Origin of the sequence: Pseudoalteromonas sp. RB2-MNA-CIBAN-0110, assembly GCF_040309305.1 — a bacterium.
GTDB lineage: Bacteria > Pseudomonadota > Gammaproteobacteria > Enterobacterales > Alteromonadaceae > Pseudoalteromonas > Pseudoalteromonas arctica.
In genome coordinates, this window is the sequence record NZ_JBEOOQ010000049.1 from 20,199 (window position 1) to 38,658 (window position 18,460).

At 38.4% G+C, this 18,460-nt stretch carries 14 protein-coding genes; 3 read left to right on the forward strand and 11 right to left on the reverse strand.

What is annotated here, in order from left to right:
- Nucleotides 1-73: 73 nt before the first annotated feature.
- The 8 genes from bamB to ndk form a co-directional block, all read right to left on the reverse strand.
- Nucleotides 74-1,252, reverse strand: a complete 1,179-nt coding sequence (gene bamB / locus AAEY68_RS18640) for an outer membrane protein assembly factor BamB (RefSeq protein ID WP_007583433.1) — start codon at nt 1,250-1,252, stop codon at nt 74-76.
- Between the two features lie 10 nt (nt 1,253-1,262).
- Nucleotides 1,263-1,883, reverse strand: coding sequence for a YfgM family protein (locus tag AAEY68_RS18645; protein ID WP_007583431.1), 621 nt, complete (start codon nt 1,881-1,883; stop codon nt 1,263-1,265).
- A 19-nt stretch (nt 1,884-1,902) separates the two neighbouring features.
- Nucleotides 1,903-3,183, reverse strand: a complete 1,281-nt coding sequence (gene hisS, locus AAEY68_RS18650; RefSeq protein ID WP_024591179.1) for a histidine--tRNA ligase — start codon at nt 3,181-3,183, stop codon at nt 1,903-1,905.
- 398 nt (nt 3,184-3,581) lie between these two features.
- Entirely contained in the window at nt 3,582-4,700 is a 1,119-nt protein-coding gene (ispG, locus tag AAEY68_RS18655) for a flavodoxin-dependent (E)-4-hydroxy-3-methylbut-2-enyl-diphosphate synthase (protein ID WP_010554970.1), read from the reverse strand.
- 5 nt (nt 4,701-4,705) lie between these two features.
- Complete coding sequence (locus AAEY68_RS18660) at nt 4,706-5,575, reverse strand: RodZ domain-containing protein (protein WP_024592996.1); 870 nt, start codon at nt 5,573-5,575, stop codon at nt 4,706-4,708.
- A complete protein-coding gene (gene pilW / locus AAEY68_RS18665; protein ID WP_350586673.1) occupies nt 5,572-7,359 on the reverse strand; it encodes a type IV pilus biogenesis/stability protein PilW in 1,788 nt (595 codons plus the stop codon). The genes AAEY68_RS18660 and pilW overlap by 4 nt, the downstream gene beginning before the upstream one ends.
- Nucleotides 7,360-7,485: 126 nt before the next feature.
- Nucleotides 7,486-8,616: a dual-specificity RNA methyltransferase RlmN gene (gene rlmN / locus AAEY68_RS18670; protein WP_024592994.1), complete on the reverse strand. Its 1,131-nt coding sequence runs from the start codon at nt 8,614-8,616 to the stop codon at nt 7,486-7,488.
- A 168-nt stretch (nt 8,617-8,784) separates the two neighbouring features.
- Nucleotides 8,785-9,216 carry a nucleoside-diphosphate kinase gene (gene ndk, locus AAEY68_RS18675; protein WP_007377442.1) on the reverse strand — a complete coding sequence of 144 codons (432 nt, stop codon included), beginning with the start codon at nt 9,214-9,216 and terminating at the stop codon, nt 8,785-8,787.
- Nucleotides 9,217-9,432: 216 nt separating this feature from the next.
- Here ndk and trhP point away from each other — a divergent pair, with 216 nt between their 5' ends.
- Complete coding sequence (gene trhP / locus AAEY68_RS18680) at nt 9,433-10,818, forward strand: prephenate-dependent tRNA uridine(34) hydroxylase TrhP (RefSeq protein ID WP_024592993.1); 1,386 nt, start codon at nt 9,433-9,435, stop codon at nt 10,816-10,818.
- Between the two features lie 233 nt (nt 10,819-11,051).
- Here trhP and AAEY68_RS18685 read toward each other — a convergent pair whose 3' ends face one another.
- Entirely contained in the window at nt 11,052-11,432 is a 381-nt protein-coding gene (locus tag AAEY68_RS18685; RefSeq protein ID WP_024592992.1) for a GreA/GreB family elongation factor, read from the reverse strand.
- A gap of 627 nt (nt 11,433-12,059) precedes the next feature.
- Between AAEY68_RS18685 and AAEY68_RS18690 the strand changes: the two genes are divergently transcribed.
- Complete coding sequence (locus tag AAEY68_RS18690) at nt 12,060-12,932, forward strand: EamA family transporter (RefSeq protein ID WP_024592991.1); 873 nt, start codon at nt 12,060-12,062, stop codon at nt 12,930-12,932.
- Between the two features lie 44 nt (nt 12,933-12,976).
- Here the strand turns inward: AAEY68_RS18690 and AAEY68_RS18695 are convergent, their stop codons facing one another.
- Entirely contained in the window at nt 12,977-13,870 is an 894-nt protein-coding gene (locus tag AAEY68_RS18695) for a LysR family transcriptional regulator (RefSeq protein WP_024592990.1), read from the reverse strand.
- Between the two features lie 1,156 nt (nt 13,871-15,026).
- Here AAEY68_RS18695 and AAEY68_RS18700 point away from each other — a divergent pair.
- Nucleotides 15,027-17,855 carry a PQQ-binding-like beta-propeller repeat protein gene (locus AAEY68_RS18700; RefSeq protein ID WP_024592988.1) on the forward strand — a complete coding sequence of 943 codons (2,829 nt, stop codon included), beginning with the start codon at nt 15,027-15,029 and terminating at the stop codon, nt 17,853-17,855.
- 407 nt (nt 17,856-18,262) lie between these two features.
- Here AAEY68_RS18700 and AAEY68_RS18705 read toward each other — a convergent pair.
- Nucleotides 18,263-18,460: IS3 family transposase (locus AAEY68_RS18705; RefSeq protein WP_350585653.1), on the reverse strand; the 198-nt coding region annotated here is incomplete at its 5' end.

The following is an 18,460-nucleotide window of genomic DNA, read 5'->3' on the forward strand; positions in this document are numbered from 1 at the left end:
AACTACCTCTTTAAAAAACAACAAAAGGCTTCGCAGTGCGAAGCCTTAAAAAAACCATATGACTATTAGTAACTTAGTTTGGTATTTTTACCATACTAACTTCACCATCACGGGTGTATAAAATTAGCTTATCGTCGGCAACAACTGGCTCAACAAAAAAGCCCGAGCTGTCAAAGTCTTCACGAGATACTAGCTCGCCAGTTTCTTTATTTAGCCAATGTAGGTTACCTTCTTGGTCGCCTAAAGCTAAGTGGCTACCTGCAACCGCAGGGCCTGTTAGGTACCAACCGCGTAGAGCGGGTTGGCTCCAACGTTCAATACCTGAATTTTTATCTAATGCGTAAATAACACCATCGCTATCTACTAAATAAATTGTTTGTGCATCCATCGCAATTTCGCGGTAGCTGCTGTATTCACGTTTCCATACAACATTGCCAGAGCGAATATCTACAGCGGCTAAGTTGCCGTTGTAAGCTATAGCGTAAGCGTATGGACCGCTAATAAGTGGTTGAGTGTCTACGTCAACTAGGCGTTCAAATTCTGATGCGCCTTTGGCAACCGCAATTTCTGCGCTCCATGCTGAGTAACCACTGTCTGAAATTAATACGCTTAACTTGCCTGTTTCAAGGCCTACTAATACACCACCGTTAGCAACGGTTGGCGAGCTTTGTCCGCGTAATGTTAGTGGTGGAACTTCTTGTTCAAAGCTCCAACGCTCTTCGCCTGTATCTGGGTGAAGGGCTAACAATTTACCAGAGCCTAAATTTACAAATATTAAGCCATCGCCTGCTGTTGGTTTAGACAGAGATTCGCCTGGTACGTTTTTACGCCAAACTTCTTCACCAGTTTCGCGATCAAGAGCAATAATAAAGCCGTGTTCAGAACCAATATAAATTTTACCATAGGCTTGCAAAATACCACCTGATAATTTTGCATTACCGTTGTCAGCCCAAGGCCAAAACGATAAATCTTGGCGTACATCGGTTTCCCATTTTGTATCGCCATTATCAAGCGAAAGCGCTTCTACTTGGCCTTCGCGGCTAGCAACATACACAGTATCTTTGTAAACTGCGGGTGTTAAACGAGAAAAATAATGCTCTACGCCATCACCTACAGATTCTTGCCAAACAACGTCAGTTTCAAATTGGTTTACAATTTCAGGAAGTACTAGTTCATCTTCATCATCACTTGATGAACAACCCATCAATGTTGCCATACATAGGGCAAGGGCTGCTGTTGTAAATTTTTTCATGCCTAAAACCTTATGCCGCTGGGCTAGTTACTGCTAGGTCATCTAACTTAATTTGTAATAGTGGGTTACTTGTTAATCCACCCGCATCTATTGCTGCTTGGTATGCAGTACGTGCTTGATCTTTATTACCTTGCTCAGTGTAAATATCGCCTTTAAGCTCGGCCACGTTTGCATTGAACGCTTCAGGTAATGGTGCATTTAATGTTGTTAATGCATCGTCATATTTAGTTTGCGCAATTTGAACACGTGCTAAACGTGTAATCGCAATTGCTTTTAATTCTGTATTTGGCGTATTAGACACAACCCAGCTTAGCTTTTCGCTTGCTACGTCTAGTTTTTTCGCTTCTACTGCGTCTTTTGCAGCAACGAATGCAGCAAGTGTTGCGTAGTTTGTGTCTTTATTTTCGCTAATAAACGCATCAGCTGAAGATAATACATCGTCGCTTTCAACAAGCGCTGTATATGAATCTGATGCTTTTTCAGCGGTAGTAATTTGGTTTTGGTTATATGCTTTCCAGCCATATAAGCCACCTAGGCCAACAAGTATACCTAGCGCAAGTGAAATGCCGTTTTCACGGAAAAAGCGTTTAATGGCTTCTGCTTGTTGTTCTTCTGTTGAATAAATATCCATTCTTACCTCTAATGTTCGCTTAGCCGTTAATAAGCTCAGCTAATAGCGCTTTAGCTTGTTCTAATTCTAATGTGACTTGTTCTTTACGCTCGCGTAAATACTTGATGGTCACAACGCCTTTTTCTAATTCATCTTCACCAATAATCACTGCAACAAGTGCATCGCTTTTATCAGCACGTTTTAATTGTTTTTTAAAGTTGCCGCCGCCCGCATGTACCATAACGCGTAAACCCGGTACGTCTTTACGTAGTTGCGCTGCAATTGCAGGAGCTTGAATGCTTGCTTTGTCGCCCATTGCTGCTAAATATACATCAGCATTACGACGAATGTCACCTACACACTCAAGTGCTTGTAGTAATAACACTAAGCGCTCTAGACCCATTGCAAAACCAACTGCTGGCGTTGCTTTGCCGCCAAGTTGTTCAACTAAGCCATCGTAACGTCCGCCAGCACATACAGTGCCTTGTGCACCTAAACTGTCGGTTACCCATTCAAATACAGTGCGGTTGTAGTAGTCTAAACCACGTACTAACTTTTCATTAACCGTATATGAGACGCCAGCAGCGTCTAAACGTTCACATAAATTTTCAAAATGTTCTTTTGATTCAGCATCTAAATTTTCAGACAATTTAGGTGCATCAGTTAAAATTGCTTGTACGTCTGGGTTTTTGCTATCAAGTACGCGTAATGGGTTTGAATACATACGACGTTTTGAGTCTTCATCAAGCACATCAATGTGTTGCTCAAGGTAGGCTACTAACGCATCACGGTAATCTGCACGCGCTTCGTTAGATCCTAGAGAATTTAGCTCTAAACGAACGTGGTCAGTAATACCAAAGGCTTCCCATAGTTGCGCTGTTAATAAAATAACTTCTGCGTCTATATCTGCTGTAGCAATACCAAATGTTTCTAAACCAAATTGGTGAAACTGACGGTAACGACCTTTTTGCGGACGCTCGTGACGAAACATTGGACCCATGTACCAAAGGCGTTGTTCTTGATTGTATAGTAAGCCATTTTGGTTGCCAGCACGTACGCATACTGCGGTGCCTTCTGGGCGAAGTGTTAATAAGTCGCCATTGCGATCGGCAAAGGTGTACATTTCTTTTTCTACTATATCGGTAACTTCACCAATAGAGCGTTTAAATAAGTCGGTTGATTCTACAATAGGAAAACGAATTTCTTGATAACCGAACGATGCTACTGTCTCGCGTAAAATGTTTTCTACTTTCTGCCAAACTTGTGTATCGCCCGGCAGACAATCGTTCATACCGCGAACTGCCTGAATTTGTTTTGCCACTGATAAATCCTAAATGCTGTTTTTTTGTGTAATGAAAAATGCTTACACAACAAGAATGCTAAAAATTGACCCGTCATTATATACCCAAATGACCCCATGATGCGAGTTTCAGTTGGAATTAAAAGCGATTTAGGCAAGGCATTGATTGAAAGTAATAGTGGTTCTATTGTTAAAATCAATAACGCAGTATAAATCGCTTTTAAACCAACCCGTTGGGCGGTTCACAGACACTTACTCTCATCGTTGTTACTTTTTAAAAGGGATTGCCATTCTTGCAAAGTAACGCCTTGATATTAAGAGCCTGTGAAACGCTGAATTCTGTATCTTGGGGTCGTTTGGGTATCCACTAGCTATAAAGGTAAACGCCAAACACCGCTGTTTGGCGCTTTATGCGGTATTTATTCGACTATTTTTATGTCAATCGGTGTTTGGTTCTGCTTTTTCTCTATAAAGTCGCGTACATAACCTTCAAGCTGGTCAACAATGTTGTTGTTATCAATGCGCGCTTTTTGGCGTTCGCCATTTATATACAAACCAGAACGACGATTTGCACCGGCAAGCCCTATATCACTCACAAGCGCTTCACCTGGTCCATTTACAACGCAACCAATTACCGAAACTGACATAGGTTCGATAATATCCTCTAAGCGCTCTTCAAGTTGGTTCATGGTGCTTACTACATCAAACTCTTGGCGTGAGCAGCTAGGGCAGGCAATAAAGTTAATTCCACGCGAACGAATGCGCAATGAATTTAAGATATCAAAGCCTACTTTAATTTCTTGTACCGGGTCGGCAGCAAGTGATACACGCAGGGTATCGCCAATACCTTCGGCTAATAACATACCTAAACCTACTGCAGATTTAACAGAGCCTGAGCGCATGCCGCCCGCTTCGGTAATACCTAAATGCAGTGGTTGGTCTATTTCTTTAGCGAGTAAGCGATATGCACCTACCGCTAAAAATACGTCAGACGCTTTTACTGATATTTTAAATTGGTCAAAATCAAGGCGGCGCAATATATCTACATGGCGCATTGCTGATTCTAATAAGGCTTCTGGTGTTGGTTCGCCGTATTTTTCTTGTAAGTCGCGCTCTAGTGAACCGCCATTTACACCAATACGAATAGGAATGTTATGCTCGCGTGCAGAATCGACTACGGCTCTAATACGCTCTTCACTACCTATATTACCCGGGTTTATACGCAGGCAATCTACACCGTATTTTGCCACTTTTAAGGCTATACGGTAATCAAAATGAATATCTGCAACTAGCGGAATCGTTACTTGCTCTTTTATACTTTTAAACGCTTCGGCTGCATCCATTGTTGGTACTGATACACGGACTATGTCGGCACCTGCATCTTGTATTGCCTGTATTTGTGCAACAGTTGCATCAACATCCATGGTGTCGGTGTTAGTCATTGATTGCACTGCAATAGGGGCACCATCACCAATAGGGACGTTACCTACATTGATTCGGGTGGATTTTCTGCGTTTAATTGGAGATTCTGAAAACATAGCGACTACTCTGCTAGTGGTAATGTAAATTTGGCTAAACGGTTTTGAGGAAATGCAGAAACATCTACAGGTTCACCGTTTAAAGTAATGTCTACAGCGTCATGCTTACCAAGCACAACTGAAAAAGGAGGCGTACCGCTTACGGTCATAATGTAGCCTGCTTTTTTAACGCCGAATGCTATTTTTTCGCCTTCGCCGTCGTAAATTTCAACCCAACTTTCGCCATTAAAGTTCATGACAATTGTACTGCTAGCATCTTCTTGACTTGCGCTGTTAGAAACAATAGGAGCCGTTTCTTTAACTATTTCTGGGCTTGTTGATGTTTCACTAGACGTGCTTTGTGATTCTAATAATGATTCATCGTCAATTTCGGCTTGTTGCTGTTGCTCTGAAATACTGGGTTGAGCGGCTTGTCGTTCACTCATTTTTGAGTTGGCTACGTTTATGTTACTCGTTTGCTCTTCAATAGGTGTCGCGTTTTGCCAAAACCATAAAGCAGATGAGCCAATAACAATCGCTAAAATTAAATAGCTAAAAAACATTAAACGACTGTCGTTTGCTTCTTTTTCTGTACGGCGTGAAAAACTCTGCATATTAGCGGGTTTAGCCGGCTCTGGTGGGGCTGGCATCATTGCTAATATAGGTGCGCTATCTACTTTTAATTCACGGCAATAGTTTTTTATATAGCCTTTAACAAAAGTAATAGGGCCGAGTAATGTAAATTCATCATTTTCAAGGCGTTTAATTTGAAGTTCAGAGAGCTTTAACGGTGCAGCAATAGTCGCTATGCTAACGTTCGCTTGTTCTCTATGATTTTTTAATATTTGGCCTACAGTTGGCTGTTCGCTCTGTGTTTGCGTATTTTCTTCATTCATAATGTGTATGAGTCTGGATCCACTAGTAAAAGTTTGTGCCCTGGTTTTAGTGCTATATCAGGACTTAATTTATTCCATCGCATTAATTCATCAATTAATACATGCCGCTGGGTAGCTATATCGTAAAGGGAATCACCAGCTTTAATTTCGTAATAAATATTTGGATCGTTTAGGTATATTTTACTTCCATTCATTACCCGATCCGACTCTTTTAGACCATTCCATTGCAGGAGCTTTTGTAGTTTAACATTGTATCGCACCGAAATGCTAAATAGGTTTTCGCCAACAGCAATTACGTGAAATGGCACGCGTAAAGGCGATACTTTAGGGTTAAGCATTGGGAGCTCTGTTTTTTGTACTGCTTCGTAACTTTTAAATTCAATATCTGCATCATTTTGATAGCTGCTATTTTCAAATACAGTTGTATTTTTAGTCGCTTCGTAGAATACCACGTCACTACTATTTTTTTGAGTGGTAACTACAGGTACTACGTTAGTGTTTTTGTTGTTTTCTTGTGAATTAAGCTGATTTGCTTTAGGCGCGCCAAACGAAATTATTTTTACTTCATCATCAGCTTTGCCAGATTGCTTTTTTACTACAGGCATTTTTTTAGGTTCGTAAGTGGGCTTAGCCTTCATAGGCGCTGCTACTATAGACTCCGCAGAGTCGTGTTCAGTGGTAAGTGCAAGCATAACAGCTGATGTATCGGTAGACTTGCTTGGTACGACGACTTTAGGAGCTATAATTTGTTTTGCTACTATTGTATTTCCATCGGCTTGATTTTCTCTTGCTATAACCGGATTCAAGTCTTGGTTATATGCTGTTGCGAGGTTTTTATCTGTTTTTTTCTCGTCATTTGTTACTAAGCTTGTTGAGCCGTCCTCTGGTGAACGTTTCTTTCTAATTACTTTTATTTTTGGCTTTGAACTAATATGTGTGCCGCTTTCATCATTTTTTATTTCTTTTAATTGCGCTTTGCGGTATTTTTCTCGCAGTATTTCAAACTCATTAAAACGTGTTCTTTTCTCTTTTAATGCATAGGCTTCGTTACTGGTAGAGTAAGTTTGTAAAATAGTACTGGAGATCTTTTCAGCCTCTTCTATTCTGCCCATTCTGTTTTTTACAAGGTAGCTAAGCATTAATGCGCGAGAAGATACTCGACCTGTGCTTTCGTAGCGTTTTAAAAGTTCACTGGCTTTGTATAAGTCACTTTTAGCGTAATACAGTGCAGCTAAGCTAATTAACGTAGATGTACGTTGAGAGCTGTGATTAAGTGCTTGCTGGAAGTAGCTTTCTGCATTTTCAAAATCATCAAATTCGATAGCACATAACGCTAAGTTTTCGTAGCTTTCGGCAACGCGAATATAACTTGGTACTTCAATGGCTTTTAAAAATTGATCAGTTGCACGGTCGTATTCATCAATACCACATAAAAATACACCGTAGTTGTTAAGGGTATTAGGATCGTCTGGCTTTATTTCGAGTGCTTTTTGGTAGGCTTTATCTGCTAGCTGATTTTCGCCTACTTGTTGATAGTAATAAGCAAGAGAGTAATGTACTTCAGGTAGGTCAGGAGCAAATGCAGCTGCACGTTCTAAGTTGTATTTTTGAGAGTTATTACCCGTTTTTAGATACTGTAGGGCTAAAGCAATTCGTGTTCGTGCTGCGCCAGTATTATTAATTTTATTTTCGACGACGGGCTTATTACTACCGTTATAACTACTTTCGCTAACACAGCCGCTTATGGCAAGTGTCGATAGTGTTATAGCAAGTATAGATCGCATTACCATATCTCTTCATTTTTAGTCCATGGCACCTATCTTACCTAAAACCTTTGATCTTGCATCATTTATTTGAAAATAAGCAACTTAACCACCCTACATAACTAATTCACATAGGGTGGTTATAGATTATGCTTGGTGGATGTTAACGCTAATTGCGTTATCGTCACGCATTTTCTTTTTAGCTAAACGTTTAGTACGGTCAACTACATCACCTACTAACTGTCCGCAAGCGGCGTCAATGTCGTCACCGCGAGTACGACGCACAATACAGGTAACGCCTGCTGCTTGTAATACTTTTGAAAAACGGTCAATACGGCTATTGCTTGAGCGAGTGTACTCATTACCCGGGAACGGGTTAAACGGAATAAGGTTGACCTTACAAGGTGTGCCTTTTAACGTTTGCACTAATGCATGCGCCTGATCGGTGCTGTCGTTAATGCCATTAAGCATAACGTATTCAACTGTTACGTCTTTATTGGCTTTCGAACCATCGATATAACGACGACATGAGGCTAAAAACTCTTCGATAGGGTACTTTTTATTAACCGGTACTAAAATATCACGCAGTGCGTTATCTGGTGCGTGAAGTGATATAGCCAGTGCTACGTCAATTTTCTCTTTTAGTAAATCAAGTGCGGGTACAACGCCTGAAGTGCTTAATGTTACGCGGCGCTTAGATAAACCAAAGCCCCAATCGTCCATCATTAATTCCATTGCTGGCACTACGTTTTTAAGATTAAGTAAAGGCTCGCCCATACCCATCATTACAACGTTAGTTACTGGGCGCTTTTCACTATGACCATCAAGGCCAATATCTTTAGCTACACGCCAAACTTGGCCAATAATTTCAGATACTTTTAAGTTACGGTTAAAGCCTTGTTGCGCAGTAGAACAAAAAGTACATTCAAGAGCACAACCAACTTGTGATGATACACATAAAGTAGCGCGCTCTTTTTCAGGGATCCAAACGGCTTCTACTTCTTGGCCGCCTTCCAGAATAAGTGCGTACTTAATAGTACCGTCGCTTGCTTGCTGGCGAACGGTGATTTCTGGCGCTACAATTTCGCATTCAGCTTTAAGTTTTTCTTTAAGCTTTTTGTTTACGTTGCTCATATCGTCGAAGTTATCTACGCCAAAATGATAAATCCATTTCATAACCTGGTCACTACGAAACGGCTTTTCACCGAACGATGCAAATAGCTCGCGCATTGCATCTCGGTTTAAATCTAATAAGTTAATCTTTTTTTGCTCGGTCATGAAACAACCTCAATCGGTGACGGTGGAGATAAAATTTACGAGGACGAATTGTACATAATTCACTCACTTTAATCATTAAGTAAAACATTATTAGTTTACTGATTAATACTTTACGTAATGACTAAAAAAGGGCCCGAAAGCCCTTTTCAATATGTTAACGAATTCGAATTAACGAGTACGTGAACAAAGCTCTTCGTCAGCGAAGAAGTAAGCAATTTCGCGAGCAGCAGATTCAACAGCATCAGAACCGTGAACAGCATTTTCGTCGATGCTATCAGCGTAGTCTGCACGTAAAGTGCCAGCTAGTGCTTCAGCAGGGTTAGTAGCACCCATGATTTCACGGTTTTTAAGAACAGCGTTTTCGCCTTCAAGAACTGTAACCATTACTGGACCAGATGTCATGAAAGATACTAAAGCACCGAAGAAAGGACGTTCGCTATGTTCAGCGTAGAAACCTTCAGCTTTCTCTTGTGAAAGGTGAACCATTTTAGCTGCAACGATTTTAAGGCCAGCAGATTCGAAACGGTTGTAGATAGCGCCAATGTGGTTTTTAGCAACTGCATCAGGTTTTACGATTGAAAAAGTACGTTCTAAAGCCATCTTTATGCTCCAATAATTTTAAGTAAAAGTGTGAATATTAACGGGCGCGAATTATACGCGTTTTAAGTGAAAAATCCTAATTTTATTAAAAACCAGTTTGGTTGCAGTTTAGTGATCTCGATCAAACGCAAATTATTGACCGCATTTATACTGCCGCGCTTATAAATTAATTAATCATACAACTGGCTTAAACCCAGTTCGCTGTATGGAGCGCACATGTTACCAGCTATCTCTTCAACGCCTTTTATTCCTGAATTACTATGCCCTGCAGGCAGTTTAAAAAACATGCGCTACGCCTTTGCTTATGGCGCAGATGCGGTTTATGCAGGGCAACCTCGCTATAGTTTGCGAGTGCGTAATAATGAGTTTGACTTAGATACTTTGCAAATAGGTATTGATGAAGCGCACGCGCAAAATAAAAAGTTTTATGTGGTGTCTAATATTGCGCCGCATAACGCGAAAGTTAAATCGTATTTACGTGATATAGAACCTGTTATTGCGATGCAGCCCGATGCGCTGATTATGTCAGACCCTGGTTTAATTATGCTTGTTCGTGAAAAATGGCCAACTATGTCAATTCACTTATCAGTTCAAGCAAATGCGGTAAATTATGCGAGTGTCCAATTTTGGGCAAAGCAGGGGATTGAACGGGTTATTTTATCAAGGGAGCTGTCGCTCGAAGAAATAACTGAAATACGCACACTCTGCCCAGACACCGAACTTGAAGTATTTGTGCACGGCGCACTGTGTATGGCTTATTCGGGGCGTTGTTTGCTCTCTGGTTATATAAACAAACGCGATCCAAACCAAGGCACGTGCACAAATGCCTGTCGCTGGGACTATGATGTAAAACCGGGGGTTGAAAACGAAACCGGCGAAATGGTACATAAAATTGATCCCAAACAGGTTATTCCTACTCTTGGTGAAGGTGCGCCAAGTAACGATGTATTCATGCTTGAAGAGCAAGGCCGCCCTGGTGAGTATATGCCAGCATTTGAGGATGAACATGGCACTTACATTATGAATTCAAAAGATTTACGCGCCGTGCAATATGTTGAAAAGCTAACAAAAGTGGGCGTACATAGTTTAAAAATAGAAGGGCGTACTAAATCATTTTATTATGTAGCGCGCACCGCGCAAGTGTATCGTAAAGCAATAGACGATGCGGTTTCGGGTAAACCATTTGATACTAACTTATTTAAAACACTTGAGAATTTAGCACATCGTGGTTATACCGAAGGATTTTTAAAACGCCATGCCCACCAAGATTATCAAAACTATGAATACGGTCACTCTGTATCAACTAAGCAGCAATTTGTGGGTGAAGTACTTGAACGCTGCGAAAATGGTTTAGTTGAAATAGACGTTAAAAATAAATTTTGCACAGGGCATTCACTCGAACTCATGACACCGCAAGGTAATATTACTTTTGAGCTTGAATACATGCAAAACAAAAAGGGCGAAAGTATTAGCGATGCTAAAGGCTCTGGTCACATTGTAAAAATACCATTAGATGATGCCATTAACTTAGAGCACGCCATTTTAATGCGTAACCTTGAGGATCACCAAGATACCCGTAATCCATTTAAGCAAGCTGTTTAGCTACAGCTTAATATAGTTTTTTTTCAAAAAACTCGGGATTATAAAAACCCCGAGTTTGCGACTTTATTTAAAATAATATTAATTATTTTTCAAGCTGCTTTAGCTTATCTCTTCGCTCTTTACGTTTTTGTTTTAATGTTTTGCTTGCATGTTTTTTAGGTTTTTCTTTACTCATTACAAATAACTCCAATTAAATATATAAAATTAATAAATAAAAATTGAAATAATTTACTCTATATTTCCTCCTTAATATTAATGGCTATTATTTCCCAAAGGTGGGATTCCCCAGCTTCTTTATATTCAATAATATGATTTATTTTATGCCCTAAAAGAGCGACCCCAAGAGGAGAGTGAAATGATACGTCACTAATAAAGTGCCTTCGTTGGTTTGGAGTCACTAAAGTTATACGGCGCTTAAAACCGGTGGTTATATTTTTAATAACCACCGTGCTATTAATTTGTACATGCGGATTGAATTTTGACCAAGGTCGCTGTGAATACTCGACTTCTTGTAGTAAATACGCAAGCTTCAGCGGTTGTAATAGTACCGCTGCGTCTGTGAAGTCATTTTTAGACAGGAAAGGTTTTTTACGCTCGAACAGAAAAGAAAGCACGGACTAATCCCCACAAAAACTAAATCGAATTTAAATATATAAAGGTACAGTGTAACTGCCGAGTGTAAGGGTTACACTCGGCTTAAATTCCGAAGGTGGTATTTGTTTTTAGCAGATATGTGATTAAAGTAAACATATTATCCTCTTTGTTTAAATCAATCATATTGAGTTTAAAAATAAAGTCAATTGAGTTTTAGGTTAAAAATATATTGGCGATAAAATGACAGTTTAAAACTGTTTTTTTTATGTTTTTATAAATTCGTTTTTTTCACTAAATTGTTGTTATTTCTGTGTGTTAGTTGCTCACTATTTGATTGAAGCTAAGCGACTAAATAGTTAAGTGCTATTTATGGGATCTATAGTGCCACTTATGCCTATTTATAATATTTATAGATTAAATATACTGGTGTTGTTGTTTATTAAAGTGTAATTGTGTGGCTAGTATTTTATTATGTGAAGCCTAAGCTGCTTATTTTATAGAGTAGAAGCTAGGTATCGGGTAACGCTCTTGTAGTGGCTACGTGCTTTACTGCTGAATCTTTATGTAATAGTTACTCCATTCAACAATGTTAAATAACCACTTTTTATTCGGGTTTATCAAAGTAAATTATAAAGGGTCTCACTTATATGTGGATAATTTTTGCATTACTCGCCACTGTTTTTTTTGGTGCGCGAGGAATAATGTACCAATGGACGTCACAAAAAAAGATTAATCGTAATCTATTATTATTCGGTGTTTTTTTTGTGGGATTTATAATTAGTGCGCTAGGTACTGTGGTGTTTGAGCACACATGGTACGGCTGGGCTGACATTACTGTTGGACTCGCTTTAGGTTTTGGATCCTTTGCGGCCAATGGGTTTTTGCACAAGGGGTTTTCGGTTGGAAAAGCATCTTTAATTAGTATTCTATCGGGATTAACGCCCTTATTTGTATTGATGTTTGCCTTTTTACTATGGCATGAAACCTTAACAACGATTCAATTAATTGGCTTTTTTATTATTTTTGGCGGCCTTTATATTATTCGCTACTCCAGCGATATCTCATTGAGTAACTTACAAGGCGCGCAATGGGGGTTACTGGCTGCACTATCCTTTGCATTTAATGATTTAATGGGCAAGCAATCAACACTTCTTGAGGCCGATACGTTTGCAACGCTAACGTCTATGTTTGGTTTTGGTAGCTTTCTTTTTGCTATTAGTTGGTTAGTAAAACGCAAAAAAATGCTAGCAGAGCAAGGCACTTCTCAAGGGCATTGGTCTGCCGGTAAAACATTTTCGTGCGGGTTACTTATTGGTTTAACGAATGTAGCTGGCATGGTTGCAATAATATCAGCCTTTGCAATTGGTAATACAGGGCTAGTTTCAGCGATTTCAGGTATGAATATTTTAATTATTTTATTGTATTCGCGTATCGTTCTAAAAGAGTCTTTTACACGCCAAGAAGTGATAGGATTAACAACTGCATTTTTAGGTGTAATTGTACTAAGGCTTAGTTTTTAACGGTCGAATTAGCTCAATTACTTTGCTGTGAAAAACCTACACTGCTACGTTTTAGTAAAGTGTTGCAGTGTATGCTCTATCAGTAATCGCACACGATAAGGGATTTGTTTTTTGTCGCGATAAAGCATAGAAAAAGGCTGCCCTTCGCTTTGCCAGCCAGGAAGAATACGTTTAAGCTTTCCGGCTTCAATAAGAGGCAATGCTATATATTCAGGAATGTAACTAATACCTACGCCAGACTCAACGGCTTGTTTCATCATTTGAATTTCATCAACTTCCAATCGAACATGTGTGTTTGGGTTGAAGCAATATTCCTCGTTCGTGTGCTGATTTTTTAATTGCCACGGAACTAACCCAACGCACGTAATTTTTGGGTGCTGCTCTAATTGTTTAGGATGAGTGATAGATTGATAATCATGATTTGGGTGAGCACACAACACATTATGAGTAAGCTTAAGCTCCCTAATAACCCAATTATCAATGACAGGGTTTCTTACTCTAAATGCTATATCAATCCCTTCTTTTTCAATATCAATAAGGTTATTTGAAAAGCGTAAATCTAATTGAATTTCGGGATACTGTAGTAAAAAATCACAAAAAATAGTACTTAAAAAATGTTTACCCATGTAAATGGGGGCAGAGATCCTAATTTTTCCTTTAGGTTGGTCTTTTTCATCACAAAGTGCTTGCTCAATACACTCTACTTCGTCAAACAACTTGCGATAGCGGTCGTAATATAACTCGCCAGTATGCGTAAGTGTCACCCGATGGGCATCTCGATTTAATAGCGTTAATTGAAGAGCTTGCTCTAATAAGCGTATTCTACGGCTTAAAGTTGATAGTGACATACCAAGGTCTGCTGATGCTTTTTTAAAGCTACCTAGTTTTACTATGGTGCAAAAGTAACGTAAATCATCGAGAGAATAATGAGCTGCCATCAGAACTACTTTATTGCTTAGGAGGTAGACAATATTAACAGCGGCGCTTTAAAATTTCATTAGAGATTAAGAGGGGAAAGGCTGAGGTTATGTAATTAAATTATATCTGTTATGAGTAATATAAAGAAGAATATTGCCTGGGATATTATTGATTAAGTTCAGCATTGCAAAGGCTAGCTGTGCATCGCTTTCGCCTAATAATAGATAATTAGTAACTGAAACCTTAAAAAAGCATAAAACATTACTGTATCTAAAATCGCTTTTTTATAGTGATAGTGGGTGCGGTAGTATCCATTAAGTTACGAGATAAGGGCTGTAACACCAATTGAATATAGTTTATGGCGATTATGTAATTGTTTAAATAGAAGGCGCAGTTAAAAGTATCAATTAACAGTGTCTCATTTTATCAACTCTCGTTTTTAATCCTAAATAAAATCGAAGAAAAGCCAACAGTGAGTAACATAACGGGTACGAGTATTATAAAAGACCATACGTAATTTCACTTCAAAAAGTCTCACCTAACTTCCATATCAATACTTTAAACGTATTGTGCAATATTTTAATGGGCATCAAATTTCAGCTTATTCGTAAATACCAACGAGCTAGTAAATCAGCGTGGGAAGATAACCCAAGGATATTGTTGTTTGTTGATAGGCATTTTTTGCAGTTTTTTGAAGGCAATTCTGATTTTCATGGCGATATTAAGAAGGTGTTGAAGTGGTTAGTTTTTTTACTTATTTACACTGGCCAAATTAATTATGCCGATATAAGGCTTAATACTTTGGTAACAATTGTGAAGAATCGAAAGTTACAATTTATGTAAAGGGATGGTTACAGTGGCATCGTTATCTCTTATTGATGGTTTTTTCATTTATTTAATATTGCTTACCTGTCTATGACCTAATAAATTAGGTACATCCAAGTGTTTTTATAAATAATATAAGTATTATAAATGATTTGTCTTACATAATTAATTTGCTTAATCTATTTGTTAAATCAATACAAAAGGATTGTTTATGCACTGATTTTGCCTTGTTTACTATTTTCACCCAAACTTTGATCTTCTATTCAAAAAAAGCATAAACTTTTATTCTAGGAAATAGGTACACACCTAAGTCCTAAATATTTACTAATTTATATTTATGCGAGGAATGTTATGAAAGTAAAAATCTTATCTGCAGTAATAGCAAGTACGCTGTTAATTGGTTGCGCTCTCCCTGTCGTTAAGGCTTCTCAATCGGCCATTAAAAGTATTGAAACAAATCGAACAGTTACTAAAGTTAGGACTGGAATGCTGAGCAGTGGCTCATCAATCATAACGACTAGTTATGAGGGGACAGTAGCTGCTTTTAATTTTAATGGACAAAAATTATGGGAAAATGAACTCTCGGGTTTTATGAACCATGATATTTGGGTTCAAGATATTAATGGTGATGGACTTGTAGAAGTATTTGCTGCGAATGCAGATGGTAATGTTTACTGTATTAATAGTGATGGTTCTTTAAAGTGGACGTTTGGACTTAATGAAGTTCCTATGAACTCTGTAACTGTAATCTCTGATGCAGATAACAAGTATGTTGTTGCAGGTGGCTATGATAAAAACTTGTATTATATATCTACTGATGGTGAATTATTAAAAACTATTGAATCAAAAACATACTCAGAAGAAGGTGTTTTTGGTGATGGCGTAAAACCTGAAGCGGGTACTCACACAGTGAATTTTGTACGCCCTATAAAATCTAGTGATGGTACTGAAAAGCTGGTTGTTCTAGGAACAAATAATAGCCTTCAAAGTTCTGGCCGCTTTTATATCTTTGAACCATTTGCTGACTTACCGAGCGAAAAAAGTAGAGTATTAATAAAAAAAGGCATAGGCGACCTGCGTACAGTCGATTTTGATAATGATGGTAATGATGAGCTAACTATAGGTAATAGCGCTCAGATAGGAGATGCCGCTATTTCAGTTATGGACTTAAGTGATCTTTCGCAAAAGAAAAGTCAAATAAATGATATAGCAAGACAAATCGACCGTTTTGGATACCGTGTCGCTCAAACTGAAGTCGTTATTAATGAAGGTATTTCGACGTACTTAACACTTTTTGGATCGAGAATACTTCTAACCCCAGAGTCATTTGATGTGAATGATTCGGAAATACTAGCCAGTAAGTATTCATATTATGATATCTGGAAAGACAAGGATTCAAATAAAATTTTACTTGCAAGTGCTCAAAGTGGAGGCAGCCAAGTACACATAATTGATACATCTAACCCAGATTGGAAGAATGCCTATAAAGAGCTAGAGCCGCAAGGCAAGCTGGCAGCTATACAGAACAATACTAGAACAATTGAAAGGCAACTATCATCTTTTCAAAAGCCGACTCGCGAACGTGAACCTTTACCCGTTTACTTTATTTCAGAGAGTCGTAATGATATCCCAGATACAATCGAAAGAAGTGAGTCTTTGTATGATTCACCTGTATTTTTAAATTACTCGACCTTACCAAATGTAGAGAACTGGGATAGAAGTGAAATACTTGCTGATAACCCGAAGTACCGTGATAAAAGAGATCGCCGTAAAAATTATACATTATCACCTGAGGAAATGTTTAATCAGCTTTCAGATGGTTATGAAAATAGCGATGGGATATCACAGTGGGCAGGTCATGGAAATGATCCGTACATGATTAGTTTAGCCACTATGAAAAGAATTATAAGTAGTGGAGAAGGCAAAAAGACAGTCAATATATACCCGGAGATCGAAGGGCATGGAGAGGCATTTAATAAAGTACTAAATCATCACTTTTATCCTTTAGCCAAATTTAGTAGTGAAAACAACGCTAATTTATTTATGCGAAATAAACATACATTTTGGCAGTCCACTATATATGCTCCGGAATGGTTGGAATTAAGATCTGGACGTTTAGCTGATGCTTTTGTTCCTGCAATGGAAGAAACAACAGATAAATCAATGGAAATAAGTGTGGCAGGGAGAATGGGTCTTTGGGCGGCTGGTTCTGTCGATGATTGGGGTGAGAGGTATGCGAGAGATAACCCTAGTTTTGACCGATTACGTCAACACTCTCATCAAATGGTTCCTAATCATGCGCTTAGACAAATAATCTATAAATTAGCGTCAGGTGCACGTTATATTAATAACTTCGGCTTTAATCAAGAATACATGAGTCTTGCTTGGGAGCTAATTGGTAAAGGAGCGCTTTATGTTCCTAAACGTGATGAGCTATTAAGTTTATCGCCAGTTCACATCAGTATGAAAGAGCCAGACCCTGTTTATAGAGAAACATCAAATAATGTGAAATGGACTACGTTTTATGATGAAGAGAAAGAATCTGTGCCATATGTATTTAGTCGCCTAAATGGCACGTGGCCAGGTGCAAAAACGTTGCCGTGGGATTATTCTAGTTATGCTGCTGATACGAAAGAAAGACGATTAGATTTTATACCAAAATTTCCTAAAGGATTAGTTTTAATCACACCGGTTCAGCAAGGTAAATTTAAAGATGAAGGTACAGTTAGAGGCGCATTGGCTGATAATATGCACCCTATCTATAAAAATATTATGAAGGAATATATTACTGACGGTAAAAGTTACTTCGATCCTAATGGGGAAAATGTAATGGCTGCTGATAGCATTCGATATAAACAAATTAGGGATAAGATTGAAGAAAAATCTAACCTTCTGCCAATGACTGTATCAGGAGAAACTGCATGGGTTGTTGCTCAGTCAGACAAAAAACACTTAAGGCTTACACTTGTTGATAGTGGATACTTAAATCCAGGTGATAAAATTGCTAAGGTGAAATTTAACTCAGTTACACCTGAAACGATAGTAGATATTCTATCAGGTGAAATATTCTCTCCGGATTCAAATGGAGTAGTTGAAATTCCAGTTTTAGCTGGTGCATTTAGATTTATTGATGTGAAAATTACTGAGGATATTAGAAACACCGAAAGTACGTCAATGTAAATACAGCGTTTAATATATGGCGCAGGATTAATATTTATTAGTCCTGCGCTATTTATTTGACATTTTATAAGTCTTGTAAAGTGTTGCTGATAATCAATTAAGTAAGCCGAAATACACTACATCCTCTAATACAAAAATGGTATTTGCCTCTAAAGTTAACTCAAATTTCTTTTCATTTCATAGCGTCTCTTAAGTCTGATGAGACACATGATAAAACCTCTAATTAGGTAGTCAAATTAACTTTGTTACTTCAGGAGCAGCATAAATTCCAAACATGCTTTACACTTTAGTTTGTCCATAGAGTCATTTTCTTTTTGTTGCCTACACCATTATAGATAAAGAGCGTGAGCAGCACGGGAAGCTTTGTTCTATTTTTACTTATTTATACTAGGTGTAGTTTGTAGTGGTCAATAAAATTTGGCCACAGTTTTAGAATCTTGATATCTAACCTCAGATTCATTTGGCGCTAAACCGGCATTATAATGATGCGGCCTAACGTTGTTGTAATATCCGTTGATATAATCACTAACGCTATATTTAGCATCTATAAAATTCCCATATCCAACCTTTGGCATCCATTCCGTTTTAAAGCTTCTAAAAAATCG

Excerpts from the sequence above, each read along its gene's own strand:
- bamB (WP_007583433.1), bottom strand. The coding sequence starts at position 1,252 with ATGAAAAAATTTACAACAGCAGCCCTTGCCCTATGTATGGCAACATTG.
- AAEY68_RS18645 (WP_007583431.1), bottom strand. The coding sequence starts at position 1,883 with ATGGATATTTATTCAACAGAAGAACAACAAGCAGAAGCCATTAAACGC.
- ispG (WP_010554970.1), bottom strand. The coding sequence starts at position 4,700 with ATGTTTTCAGAATCTCCAATTAAACGCAGAAAATCCACCCGAATCAAT.
- AAEY68_RS18660 (WP_024592996.1), bottom strand. The coding sequence starts at position 5,575 with ATGAATGAAGAAAATACGCAAACACAGAGCGAACAGCCAACTGTAGGC.
- pilW (WP_350586673.1), bottom strand. The coding sequence starts at position 7,359 with ATGCGATCTATACTTGCTATAACACTATCGACACTTGCCATAAGCGGC.
- rlmN (WP_024592994.1), bottom strand. The coding sequence starts at position 8,616 with ATGACCGAGCAAAAAAAGATTAACTTATTAGATTTAAACCGAGATGCA.
- ndk (WP_007377442.1), bottom strand. The coding sequence starts at position 9,216 with ATGGCTTTAGAACGTACTTTTTCAATCGTAAAACCTGATGCAGTTGCT.
- trhP (WP_024592993.1), top strand. The coding sequence starts at position 9,433 with ATGTTACCAGCTATCTCTTCAACGCCTTTTATTCCTGAATTACTATGC.
- AAEY68_RS18690 (WP_024592991.1), top strand. The coding sequence starts at position 12,060 with ATGTGGATAATTTTTGCATTACTCGCCACTGTTTTTTTTGGTGCGCGA.
- AAEY68_RS18695 (WP_024592990.1), bottom strand. The coding sequence starts at position 13,870 with ATGGCAGCTCATTATTCTCTCGATGATTTACGTTACTTTTGCACCATA.
- AAEY68_RS18700 (WP_024592988.1), top strand. The coding sequence starts at position 15,027 with ATGAAAGTAAAAATCTTATCTGCAGTAATAGCAAGTACGCTGTTAATT.